This window comes from Thermotoga neapolitana DSM 4359 (assembly GCF_000018945.1).
GTDB classification, from domain to species: domain Bacteria; phylum Thermotogota; class Thermotogae; order Thermotogales; family Thermotogaceae; genus Thermotoga; species Thermotoga neapolitana.
In genome coordinates, this window is record NC_011978.1 from 780,866 (window position 1) to 793,059 (window position 12,194).

Genomic DNA, 12,194 nt, shown 5'->3' on the forward strand with positions numbered 1-12,194 from the left:
AGGATAATGCTATTTTTCGATTTTAATCCAGAGATCATCCATCACGTATGGATCTGTCTCTTTTCCACCTCCAAATATATAAGCTTTTGGTTCTTCTTCAAGAGGCCTGAACCTGTTTTCAACACCATCATAGTCCCATGTTGTAATGTAGATTTTCCAACCAGTGAATTCTTCTGGGAAACCAAGCCATTCACCTTTTACAACGATCTTTATCCATCCATCCGTTGTCAAGACTTCGGGAGAACCAAGTTGTGTACCAAATTTCCTTTCATCTGCTCCCTTTGAAGAGAAAATAGCGGAGCTCCAGCCCGTAATGAAAATTTCATAATCCCAATCTTCTATAACGTAATTCTGAAACGGCAGGATGCTTTTACCATCTTTTCTAGGATCATCAAGAAAAATCTGAAAACTCACATGATCAAACCCAAAGGGAGGATTCCAACTTGTGGTAATTTCTCTTGGTTTTATCCAGAGAATCAAATTGGGGCCCATGCGTTCAACTTTTGCAGCAACTATGTCCATCTGACGTTTGAAGGTTATGTCCGTTGGATATTCATACTTTCCGAAGGGACCATAATCATCATTAAGAGGGTCTGTCACCTCTGACAATTTTTCAATAGGTATTGACACTTCAAACCAGAGTTCTTTAGAATAAAGAACTTCCCTCGGAGTTGATCCGTAAACTTTTAAAACAACAAAGTGTTTTCCTGGGCCTATTCTATAGGGATCCAATGTATAACTGAACTTCCCACTTTCAAGTTTTATTTTGTCTCCGATGGCTCGATACATACCATCTACGTATGCAAAAATCTTCTTACCATTCGTTTCACCAGAAATGATAACTTTCTCTTTTCCGACATTTACTTCAGCGTTTAGCTTAAGATTAAGATCCGGTGGTTGTTTTCCAGACGTTTCAGATAGAACTTTATAGACCGTCAAACTTTTTGGAGGAACTCGAAAGACAGTGGAATCCTGTTGAATAATCATCTGTGCTTTCCGGCCTGTTGAGAATACTTCTTCCACCTCAGGAAATGCGTCGGAATAGACCCTTATCCTTTCATCATTAGATGTGTTCATAACAACAATCAATGTTTCATGTTCATCTTCGATTTTGTAAACCAAAAGACCTGCTCCTTCTTTATTGGATAAAATTGTCTTTACAGTTCCGTATCTCGTTGCTGTATGGTTCTTTCTAAATCCAATTGCGCTTTTTATAAACTCATACATTGAGCCTTTTTCAAAGTGATCCCTACCACCTGACCCCCATCCACTCGCAAACATAGAAGCACGTGTTTCTTCGAAAGATTGTTCTGTCCCGTAGTAAATAACTGGTATTCCTGGTAAGGTCATTAGGAAAGCTATTGCCATTTTCAATGTCTTTTCGTCCGTCCCTCTGATAAATCGTTCCATATCGTGATTGTCGATGAAAGTAACCAAGAGTCCTTTTCTGAGCGTTTCGTTACGCCTTTCTATTCTATAAGCAAGCCAGGAAGTGGGTTTCCCACCTTTTAAAACCCGCCGTATCTCTTCACAAAGTGGAAAATCAAGCATAGCGTTGAAACCATGTTCAAAGTAACTCTCAATTTCTTTTTCTGCACTATCATCCAAAGGTGGTGAAGTAAGCCATGCTTCACCGAAAGCGATGAAATTTCTTTTCTGCTTCATTACGCCATTTTCACCATTAAAGAAGTCATCCCAAAAATCTTTAGGAACATACATAGCGGTATCTACTCTGAAACCATCCACTCCTACTTCCCTTATCCAGAAGTTGTAAGAGTCTTTCAGTGCTTCTCTAACCAGAGGGTTTTCGGTGTTTAAATCATCCAGGCCAGAAAGTTGATAGTACAGTTTCTGATGAAGATCACTGTAATTAGTGATGTCAGGTGTCCAGTGGTAAACATTCATTTCTCTCTGTTCTGGATCGTTGTAGTTATTCATATTGAATGGAAACTGTGTTGGTGCAGAAGTAGGAATACTATCCTTGTTGAGTTCAAACTTTCCATCTTTAAATCGGAAATAATTCCCAACATGGTTTACAACTATATCCTGAATAAGGACCATTCCCCTTCTTTTTAAGCTCTTCTGAAAGACTCTTGTACGTTTCAAGATCTCCAAAATGTTCATCTACTTCTTTAAAATTTCTAGCCCAGTATCCATGGTAACCTCCATAATTTACCCATGGATCCCACCATTGGTTAGCAACTGGTGGGGTGATCCAAATTCCATCGACCCCTAGCCCCTTTATGTAATCTAATTTCTCTATTATCCCTTTCAAATCTCCTCCGCTATATTTTGATGGATTACTTGGATCATACTCACCATAACCTTGATCATTGTTCATAGGATCACCGTCGTAGAATCTGTCTATCATGATTTCATACAATACAACGTCATGCCAAGAAGTAGCAAATAAAACAGCAGTTAGAATCAAAAGAAACAGAACCAAACACTTTCTCATTGAAATATCCCTCCTTCAGTGGTGTGGTTGAGTTAACTGACGGTATAATCAAATTAACCTAATAGATATTTTGCCAGACTCATAGTTTCAATGCAAACGAGATATCGGGAGAAAACAGGAGATTTTTTTCGTTAAATGAAAATAATCGGGGATAATCGCCCGGGATGGACAGATAGGAAGGAAAATGAGGTATCAAAAAGAAAGGGCGGATTGCTCCGCCCTTTTCAATCTGTTAGTCCGTTGTTTTTGATCACGTTCGAGTACCAGTATCCACTGTCTTTTATGATCCTCTTCTGTGTGTTGTAGTCCACGTACACTATACCGAACCTCTTCGAATATCCTTCCGCCCACTCGAAGTTATCAAGGAGTGACCACACGAAGTAACCCTTCAGTGGGACTCCATCCTGGATTGCTCTCCAGACCTGTTCGATGTGGGCTCTCAAGTAATCTATCCTGTTCTGGTCGTGAACTTTTCCGCCCTCACTTACCACGTCGTCGAATGCAGCTCCGTTCTCTGTGATGTACACCTCCTGTGGGTTGTACTCTTCTTTGACACCTTTGAGAATCCAGTAGATACCCTCAGGAACGATCTCCCATCCCATGGCGGTTTTGGGAAGGTTTCTTTCGACGAAGGACACCCTGGCCGGTGAGTTCGGATCGTATTTCACCATGTGACCTGAATAGTAGTTCAGCCCAACGAAGTCGATCTCCTGTTTTATCTCTTCCATGTCATCCTCATAGTTTCTGGGGAGGTACTCTCTTGCAAATTCCAGGACAAGATCCGGGTATTCTCCCCTGTAGATGGGGTTCAAAAAGAGCGGGTAGTTGTTGAACTGATGCATGAATCTGGCGGCTCTGATATCTTCTTCTCTCTCACTTGCAGGTTCGAAGTATCCGTTGTTGAAAACAATCCCTATCTTTCCGTCTTTCACCGTTTCTCTGAACACCTTCACGGATTTTGCGTGCGCTCTCAAGAGGTTGTGAACCGTATGGAATGCTACGTAGATGTCTTTCATCCCAGGGGCATGGACTCCGTACAGATGTCCCACTATAGCGACGACCCAGGGTTCGTTCAAAGTGATCCAGTGTTTGACGCGGTCACCGAAGTTTTCAAAGAGAACCCTTGAGTACTCTGCGAACCAGTCGGCTATGTCCCGATTTGCCCAGCCACCCTTCAACTGCAGAGAAAAGGGAAGGTCCCAGTGGTAGATGGTTATAAATGGTGTTATGTTCTTCTCCAGGAGGGTGTCTATGATCCTGTTGTAGAAGTCCAGACCTTTCTGGTTCACTTTTCCCGTTCCTTCCGGAAGGATCCTTGGCCAGCTGATGGAGAATCTGTAGGCCTTTGCACCGATTTTTTCGATGATCTCGATGTCCTCTTTCCATCTGTTGTAGTGATCGCAGGCCACATCTCCAGTGTCACCGTTTTTCACGTTTCCGGGTGTATGGGAGAAGGTGTGCCAGATGGACATACCTGCTCCGTCTGCAAGGGGAGAGCCTTCGATCTGGTAGGAAGCTGTCGCAACTCCCCAGAGGAACCCTTCGGGAAACTTTTTCACGATCATCACCTCGCTCTTTGCTGTAGTTTGTTTGCCGAACTATTGTACCCCAAAAAAAGAAGGGGATGGCCCCTTCTTCAAAGTTTGAAACATGAGGGAAGATCATCCCATCAGAACTTCTACTCTGTGCACTTTTCCATCGTTGAAAACTGGCAGGACCTGTCCCTCAATTTTCTTTCCGTCGACGATTATCTCCTTTACACCTTTGGAAACGTGGTGGGGATTTTTCACCGTTATCTCGTAGGTTGCTCCCCTGAACCTTCTTGTGATTTTGAAGCCGTCCCAATCTTCAGGTATGCACGGGTCCACCATGAGGCCATCGTAGGTGGGCCTTACTCCCAGAATGTACTGAGTTATCGCAACAAAGCTCCATGCCGCTGTTCCTGTGAGCCAGGAGTTTTTGGCTTCTCCGTGTCTTGGTGCATCTTTTCCTGCCACCATCTGTGCGTAGACGTAGGGCTCTGTTCTGTGGATTTCACTTATGTCTTCCAGATAGGCGGGAGTGATCTTTCTGTAGATCTCAAAGGCTCTGTCTCCTCTTCCAATGACAGTTTCTGCTATCGCTACCCACGGATTGTTGTGACAGAATATACCAGCGTTTTCCTTGTAGCCCGGTGGATAACTCGAGATCTCACCTAGTTCTATGTAGTATCTGCTGTAAGCGGGCTGCTGAAGAACAAGGCCGTAAGGTGTGTCGAGGTGCTCTTTCACTGAATCAAGTGCTTTCTTTGCGTATCCGTTTTCCACTCCTATTCCCGCCATCACGCACATTCCCTGTGGTTCTATGAAGATCTTCCCTTCTTCACATTCTTTACTTCCCACTTTCCTTCCAAAGGCATCGTACGCCCTGAGGAACCACTCTCCGTCCCAGCCGTACTCCAGAGTGGTCTCTATCATTTTCTTCACGTGTTTTTCTGCCTCTTTTGCTTCATCCTCGAGTCCGAGTCTTCTGCAGATCTCCACGAACTCTTTTCCAGCCAGAACGAACAGTCCTGCTATGAAGACGGATTCTGCTACCCTTCCATCGAGGGCGTTGACGGTTGTCTGGAAGGATTCATCTGGATTTTTGGAAAAACAGTTCAGGTTGAGACAGTCGTTCCAGTCCGCCCTTCCTATGAGTGGAAGACCATGTGGACCGAGGTTGTTCACGGTGAAGTAGAAAGATCTTTTCAGGTGTTCAAAAAGCGTTGCCTTTTTGTCTGGATCGTTGTCAAACGGAACCTCTTCGTTCAGAATGCTCCAGTCTCCCGTTTCCTTGATGTACGCACTGGTTGAGAGAATGAGCCAGAGGGGATCGTCGTTGAATCCTCCACCGATTTCGTTGTTTCCCTTTTTTGTGAGCGGCTGGAACTGATGATAGGTGCTTCCGTCTTCAAACTGGATGGAGGCAAGGTCGAGAATCCTCTGTCTTGCCTTTTCCGGTATCATGTGGACAAATCCAAGTATATCCTGATTTGAATCTCTGAAACCTATACCCCTGCTGATTCCGGATTCAAAGTAGGAAGCGCTCCGCGCGATGTTGAAAGTGACCATGCACTGATACTGGTTCCAGATGTTCACCATCCTGTTGAGTTTTTCATCGTGTGTTTCCACCTGTATTCTTCCAAGAAGTTCATCCCAGTATTCCTTCAGTTCCTTCAGAGCGCGTTCAACGTCTTCACCTGTTTTGAACCTTTCTATCATTTCTTTTGCACGCTTTTTGTTTATCACCCCGGGTCTTTCCCATTTTTCCTCTTCGGGATTTTCTACGTAGCCGAGTATGAAGATGAGTTCTTTTTCGCCAAGAGGTGGGATCTCAAGTTCAAGATAGTGAGATGCAATGGGTGCCCAGCCACTCGCCACGGAGTTTCTGGGATTGCCCTCCACAACCGCCTGAGGAGCCTCAAAACCGTTGTAAAGACCCATGAATGACTCCCTGTCTGTGTCGAAACCATCTATCGAATGGTTCACGGAGTAGAACGCGTAGTGGTTTCTTCTTTCTCTGTACTCTGTTTTGTGGTATATCACAGAACCTTCTATCTCCACTTCTCCGGTGCTGTAGTTTCTCTGAAAGTTCGTCATGTCATCGAGGGCGTTCCAGAGACAGAACTCTATGAAGGAAAAGAGTTTGATCCTTCTTGGTCGTTCCGTTCTGTTTTGAAGTACAAGATGATGGACCTCTCCTGTGAAATGCCTTGGAACAAAAAAGGTGATGGTCGCTCTCAGACCGTTTCTCTCCCCAGCGATCTTCGTGTACCCAAGGCCGTGTCTTGCTTCAAAGAACGAAAGATCTCTCCTCACCGGCATCCAGGTGGGAGACCAGAAATCTCCGTCTTCTTCTCTTATGTAAAAATACCTTCCTCCAGCGTCTGTTGGCACGTTGTTGTACCTGAACCTGGTGATCCTTCTGAGCCTTGCATCTTTATAGAAACAGTAGCCCCCCGCCATGTGGGAGATGATGGAAAAGAAATCTTCTGTCCCCAGGTAATTTATCCACGGATAGGGTGTCCTGGGAGTTACTATGACGTATTCTCTGTTTTTGTCATCGAAGTAGCCGAACTTCATGCTATCACCTCTCTGAGGCTTTTTATCGTGAGTATTCTAATGTGAAAATGTTTTCATTCAAAATCCAAGGAAGGAAAGCCACGAGCAAGTATCGATGAATATTGTCGAAAAGAAACCATTTTCTTCTGATTCTGCTTTGTTTTAATTTCTGGATGGTTTATACAAATTCAATGTTGTTAGTTTATTGAGATGACAAAATGTGCTTTTTAAAAAGACATTTATTCTCACAAGAAAAACATTTCGTTGCTCAAAATTGACTTTTTGCTAATCTGGAGTTAAAATACTTCAACGAAAGGAGGTGAAACCATGAAGTACGCTCTCTGGGCAGTTTTGTTTCTGGGACTGATATCTGGATGTGTGCTTTTCACCACAGGAACGAACATAACAAAAGTTCCTGTGTATCTCACAGACAACCCATCCTTTGATATTGAACAGTTGCAGGTGAAGATTTCCGATGTGACGTACCACTACTCACTGAACGGAGAGGGGTATGACGCCACTGCCACCCTGCTGGAAAACGAGTTCGATCTTCTCTCACTTGCAGGAACTGAAGTACAGTTTTTCGAAATGGAACTGCCCGAAGGTGCCGAACTCGATTGGATCAGACTCTACGTTGACGCTGCAACCGCTGTTGTAAACGGTCAGAGCGAAACCGTCAACATTCCCTCCAGGAAGATTAAGATCATAAAGCCTATCATAGTGCAAAGTGGTGATGAGATCGTTCTCGATTTCGATGTGGCAAGATCCCTTCGAGTTGTTCAGGGAAAAAATCAGTACATACTCAGACCGGTCATTGTTCCATACCACAGAGAAAGACACGAATACGAACACGGCCCAGGTGAAGGTGAAGAGTACAGATACAGGTACGAAGTTGAAGGAGAGCTTAAGGAGACACTGGCGGGAACCACATGTCTTGTTGCTCTCTTTGAAGGAGAGACAAGTTCTGCTACACTCGTTGATCTTGAAATCACAGACGACGATTTCTCCTTCGAGGAATTGAAAGAGGCAACTTACACCCTTTACGTGTGCGAGTTCACACTTCCGGAAACAACGGACACCGGTGAATCCTCCGAAGAAGAATTTGAAGTAGACGAAGACGAAGTGGAAAATGTGAACAGCGAGATCCAGAACTGGCTTTCAGATTTGACCTCGGTTGCATCTGTAGTCTTCTACCTGAACGATTCAACGATCACGTACATTCAAAACTCTGCCGATATAGAACTCAGGCTGGATGATTAAAATGGGGGAGGGACGCCTGGGAGGTCTGAGATACTGAAAGGTAGGAAATGAGAGTTTTTCAAACTTCCACTGGTTCTTTCTCTTTCCTTCTCCTCCTTCTGGAGGAGACTTTTTCTTCTTCTTTTGCTCTTTCAAGGAGTTTTTCTTCGAGTTCGATGGCTTTGAGGTTTTCAAGGGCCTTCTTTACTCTTTCTTCGTGAATCTCCCTTATAACTTCTGGTGGCAGGAACATCATCATAGTATCACCTCCTTCTCAAGTTGTCATGGTCTTATTGACATTCATTTCTTCCGTCCTGGTATTTTTATAACATAAGTGTGATACAAATTGAGAACATTTCTCAAAAGAATCCCTTAAGTTATTTTTTATGGGAGATTACGTAGAATTAGTTAGGTTAAACAAAGAGCGGGAAGAAATCCCGCTCTTTCAAAGGCAAAAGAAGCCTTCTCACTCCACAACGAACGTGTAGATTTTGAACGGTCGGTAACTCAAGGGGAAAGAGACCTCTTTCCTTTCCTCTTCCAGAAGGTTTGTCAGATAGATCTTTCCTTCCCAGGGGATCTTAATCGAGAGTTTACCGGATGTTCCGAAGATCTCGACAAGTCTTATGACGATCTTTCCTTTCACCTTTCTGAGTGAAGTGAGTTTGAAATTCTGTGGAGAAACTTCCAGAAAAGAAGAGGGAATGTTCAACCTTCCAGAAACGGCAAGAAGGGGTCTGTTCAGTTCTTCTGCTTCTCTCACAACGTCTCTCAGGTCATCACCGGGGTGAACATATATGGAGTAGGTGAACTCGTGTTTTCCTTCATCGCAGAGAAAATCCGGAAAGATCCCGGCTTTTATCAGAGAAACTGCCATAACGTTCTGATGAACACTTCCACCGTACTTTCCATCGTTTAGAATGGAAACACCAAAGTCTGTTTGCGAAAGATCCATCCACCTGTGGAAGGGCACTTCAAAGCGCGCCTTTTCAAAACTGGTGTTTCTGTGTGTGGGTCTTTCTATAAAGCCACCTGAGATGTCAAACCTTGCTCTTCTCGACAGAACGGTGGTGGGAAAGTACGCCCTCAAAAGGGCCCTTCTTGTGTGCCAGTCTATCTTTGTTTCTATATCGAGCCTTCTGCTTTTTCTGTAAAGGATGTAGTATTGTGTGATCTTGCTGCCTTCTGCCTCGTATTCGACACGTACCACCTCTCGAACAGGACCGAACTCTACTTTTTCCACGCTTTTTGCTTTCAGGGTGTATCCTGTCTTTTCCACACCCTCTGCTATGTCCCAGTTGTCCCAGTAGGGAGGAATGTTTTTGTGGAGTTTCAAGATGTTTCCTTTTTCCTCGAAGATGTACCTGTCCAGTTCTTTATCGTAGATCTGTATCGTTCCATCTTCCTTCACTTCGACCCTCATGTACTCATTTTCCATGAAAAGACTTTCGTCTTTCCTTGCGGGCTTTTCAATTGTGCTCTTCTGAACCTCCAGCTCTATCTTTGAGAAAGGAGCGATCTCTGTGTCCAGGAAGTACACGTACTTTCCATCGTGTGTTCTTTGTTTCAGAAGGACTCTGCCCTGGAAGGAAAGATAAAGATTAAGATCTTCGTTGAGTTTAAAACAGAACCTCTTCGGGAAAGACGAAGCGTTCAGAAGGGTCAGAGTGTTTTCGCCCTCGACTCGAAGAGAGTCTATGGACTCTCTGACGATCTTTTCTGCTCTTTCTTTCACGAAGGTCAGCTCTTTTTCTGCGTCCTCATAGACCTCTCTTATCGAAGAACCAGGAAGGATATCGTGAAACTCGTTTCTCAAGACAGCCTTCCAGAGATCGTCAATTTCTTCGGAAAAGTCTCTATCGGAGAAGGCAGATATCAACTCTGCAAGATAAAGACCGTCTTCTGCTTCTTTGTGGAGTTTCTTCACCCTGGACTGGGAGGTGTACGTTCCTCTGTGGACTTCAAGGTACAGCTCTCCGTCCCACACGGGAAGGTCTCCATCAACGTTCATTTTCTCAAAGAAACTTCCGACCGTTCCCATTTCAAGATGCGGAATTCCCGGGATCTGATTCATTATCCTGTAGTTTTCGAGCATCTCCTCGGTTGGTCCTCCTCCACCGTCACCGTGGCCGAAAGAGAGAAGCACCCTGTTTGTCAGATCCTTCTGTCTGAAGTTGCTCCAGGTTTTGCAGATGGTGTCTGGATCTATCTTTCCGTTGTATCCTTCGTTTGGATTTTTGAAACTGAAGTACAGAACCTCTGAGCCGTCTATTCCCCTCCAGCGGCACAGATCGTACGGGAACTCGTTCGTATCGTTCCAGTTGAGTTTGGTGGTAACAAAGTACTCTATTCCCACATCTCTCAGAATCTGAGGAAGGACCCAGGAAAAGCCGAACACATCCGGCAGCCAGCAAACCCTGCTTTTTTTACCGAACTCTTTCTCAAAGAACTTCTGTCCATAGTAGAACTGTCTTATCAGGGACTCCAGTGAAGGAACATTGCAGTCTGACTCCACCCACATGCCTCCAACAGGCTCCCATCTTCCTTCTTCAACGAGTTTCTTAACCTCTTCGAAGAGTTCAGGCGAGTTTTTCTTGAGATCTTCATACATCTGAGCAGAGGACTGGGTGTAGACGAACTCCGGATACAGTTTTGAAAGTAGAACAGAATTTGCGAAGGTGCGAAGGATCTTTCTTTTCGTCTCTTCAACCGGCCAGAGCCAGGCATAATCTATGTGGGCATGTCCCACAAGGTGAACGATCCCGGCACTCGGATGCTCTTCTTTGAGTTTCTTCAGCTTCTCTTTGAACCTTTCAAACTCGTCCACTATGCTTTTTCTCAACTCGTCTGGAAGCAGTGCTCCAAAAAACTCCCTGAACTCAGGTGTACTCCAGGTGTTTTTGATTTCGTCTTTTATTCCAGGATCCATAGGGGCAGTTTTCAGATATGTTTCTGTGTCCCTTGGAATCCATATCTTCGAGAGAAACTCTTCGGAGATATCTAAAAGTTTCTTCGACAGGGCCTTATCTTCTATCACTTCTGCTGTTTTTATGACAAGTTCCAGTGTCTTTACCACTCTCATCAACTCTTCATCGATGATCGTGAAAAACGCTTCGCTGAACACCGGTTTTTTTGGTTTTCCAAAGAGCCCCCTTGGCATTACCTGAGCCTCTATTGTGTGTGGTTTTCCATCGGCAAGAAGCGTGATGTTCAGCGTCCTGTGATACTCGTTGATTTCACCGTAGGGCTTCCCATCTACAAGAACAAGGGTCTCTCCGCCGAACCAGAGTTCCAGATAGGCCCTTTGTCTTTCAGCGACGGAGAAGGGTTCCAACTCTTTCCTGAACCATACAGGAGCGGAGTTGAAGTTCCACTCAAAAGGGGGAATGACGGTTTTTTCCTCTGAACCGTCGGAAAAAGACCAGTCTTTCAGTTTTTCTTTCCTTGAGATGGTGTAGGGAACCATTTCTGAAAGCATTCTCCACAGTTTTCCCTTCACACTGAAAGCCCCCTGTCATTCTCTACACCACTTCATCACTTTTTCCACGGGAATTGTGGCAAGGGCGATGCAGTTGTCCGCTGCTCCGTAGTACACGTAGTAGTAGCCGTTGTATTCTATCATCGCATCGCTGAAGACCACGTTTGGAACGCCGCCGAATTTTTCCCAGTCTTCTTCTGGCTCAAGGATCGGCTCTTTCGATCTCTTTATCACCTTTGTGGGATCCTCCAGGTCAAGCAGCATGAAACCAAGGCGATAGATTGGCCGGGAGGTTCCCGTGTTTTGAACACCATGGTACAGGACAAGCCAGCCGTACTCGGTCTTTATCGGAGGGGCACCAACTCCTATCTTCAGGTCATCCCACATTCCCTGACGAGGAGATGCGATCTTCACGAAGTTGTCCCAGTGTACAAGATCGTCTGAGAAGGCAAGCCACATATCAGGTGGTATTCTGTGGAACATGACGTACTTTCCGTTGATCTTCTCCGGAAACAGAGCGGCATCCTTGTTGTCTATGTCCGGTATCACAACCCCATATCTTTTCCAGGTGATGAAGTTCTTTGTCGATGCCATGGCGATTCTCACGCCACGAGGCGAATAGGCAGTGTAGACCATGTAATATTCATCACCAATTTTCGTGATCCTGGGATCTTCCACTCCGTAGAGCTCGTCGTCACTCTTTGGTGAGAAAACGGGCTTTTCGAACTTGTTGAAGTGGATTCCGTCGGTGCTCACAGCGTAGCCAATCCTTGATACCATGTCCTCTCCCTGGGCTCTGTAGAGCATGTGGAAGAGTTCTCCGTCGTACACCACAGCCGGGTTGAAAACAAAGCGGCTTTCCCAGAGAAAGTACGGAGAAGGTTCCAGAATGGGATTCGCCGGGTGTCTTTCGAGTTTGAGTTCCATGCTCTCCCTC

Annotated in this window: 8 protein-coding genes; 1 reads left to right on the forward strand and 7 read right to left on the reverse strand. The window is 44.9% G+C overall.

All coding sequences use genetic code 11. The features are described from left to right. Positions 1-9 precede the first annotated feature (9 nt). The 4 genes from CTN_RS03845 to CTN_RS03855 all read right to left on the reverse strand — a co-directional run bounded on the left by CTN_RS03845 (position 10) and on the right by CTN_RS03855 (position 6,561). Positions 10-2,061 (reverse strand): glucodextranase DOMON-like domain-containing protein, encoded by a 2,052-nt coding sequence (locus tag CTN_RS03845; RefSeq protein ID WP_244857394.1) that lies wholly within the window; start codon positions 2,059-2,061, stop codon positions 10-12. Continuing rightward, positions 2,006-2,458 carry an alpha-amylase family glycosyl hydrolase gene (locus tag CTN_RS10075; RefSeq protein ID WP_244857399.1) on the reverse strand — a complete coding sequence of 151 codons (453 nt, stop codon included), beginning with the start codon at positions 2,456-2,458 and terminating at the stop codon, positions 2,006-2,008. Before CTN_RS10075 ends, CTN_RS03845 begins: the two co-directional genes overlap by 56 nt. A 224-nt stretch (positions 2,459-2,682) precedes the next feature. After that, positions 2,683-4,023, reverse strand: a complete 1,341-nt coding sequence (locus CTN_RS03850) for a GH1 family beta-glucosidase (RefSeq protein ID WP_041437585.1) — start codon at positions 4,021-4,023, stop codon at positions 2,683-2,685. Between the two features lie 96 nt (positions 4,024-4,119). Further along, on the reverse strand, positions 4,120-6,561 hold the full coding sequence (locus CTN_RS03855) for a cellobiose phosphorylase (RefSeq protein WP_015919276.1): 2,442 nt from the start codon (positions 6,559-6,561) through the stop codon (positions 4,120-4,122). 306 nt (positions 6,562-6,867) lie between these two features. Between CTN_RS03855 and CTN_RS03860 the strand changes: the two genes are divergently transcribed. Beyond that, positions 6,868-7,800, forward strand: coding sequence for a DUF4382 domain-containing protein (locus CTN_RS03860; RefSeq protein ID WP_015919277.1), 933 nt, complete (start codon positions 6,868-6,870; stop codon positions 7,798-7,800). Between the two features lie 58 nt (positions 7,801-7,858). Here the strand turns inward: CTN_RS03860 and CTN_RS03865 are convergent, their stop codons facing one another. The 3 genes from CTN_RS03865 to CTN_RS03875 all read right to left on the reverse strand — a co-directional run bounded on the left by CTN_RS03865 (position 7,859) and on the right by CTN_RS03875 (position 12,184). Continuing rightward, positions 7,859-8,038, reverse strand: coding sequence for a hypothetical protein (locus CTN_RS03865; protein WP_015919278.1), 180 nt, complete (start codon positions 8,036-8,038; stop codon positions 7,859-7,861). Positions 8,039-8,245: 207 nt separating this feature from the next. Then, positions 8,246-11,278: an alpha-mannosidase gene (locus tag CTN_RS03870; protein ID WP_015919279.1), complete on the reverse strand. Its 3,033-nt coding sequence runs from the start codon at positions 11,276-11,278 to the stop codon at positions 8,246-8,248. Positions 11,279-11,293: 15 nt separating this feature from the next. After that, positions 11,294-12,184, reverse strand: a complete 891-nt coding sequence (locus CTN_RS03875; RefSeq protein ID WP_038067141.1) for a glycoside hydrolase family 130 protein — start codon at positions 12,182-12,184, stop codon at positions 11,294-11,296. Positions 12,185-12,194 lie beyond the last annotated feature (10 nt).

Bases quoted from the DNA above. Each gene is read 5' to 3' on its own strand.
- CTN_RS10075 (WP_244857399.1), bottom strand. From the start codon at position 2,458: ATGAGAAAGTGTTTGGTTCTGTTTCTTTTGATTCTAACTGCTGTTTTA.
- CTN_RS03860 (WP_015919277.1), top strand. From the start codon at position 6,868: ATGAAGTACGCTCTCTGGGCAGTTTTGTTTCTGGGACTGATATCTGGA.
- CTN_RS03855 (WP_015919276.1), bottom strand. From the start codon at position 6,561: ATGAAGTTCGGCTACTTCGATGACAAAAACAGAGAATACGTCATAGTA.
- CTN_RS03865 (WP_015919278.1), bottom strand. From the start codon at position 8,038: ATGATGATGTTCCTGCCACCAGAAGTTATAAGGGAGATTCACGAAGAA.
- CTN_RS03875 (WP_038067141.1), bottom strand. From the start codon at position 12,184: ATGGAACTCAAACTCGAAAGACACCCGGCGAATCCCATTCTGGAACCT.
- CTN_RS03845 (WP_244857394.1), bottom strand. From the start codon at position 2,061: ATGGTCCTTATTCAGGATATAGTTGTAAACCATGTTGGGAATTATTTC.
- CTN_RS03850 (WP_041437585.1), bottom strand. From the start codon at position 4,023: ATGATCGTGAAAAAGTTTCCCGAAGGGTTCCTCTGGGGAGTTGCGACA.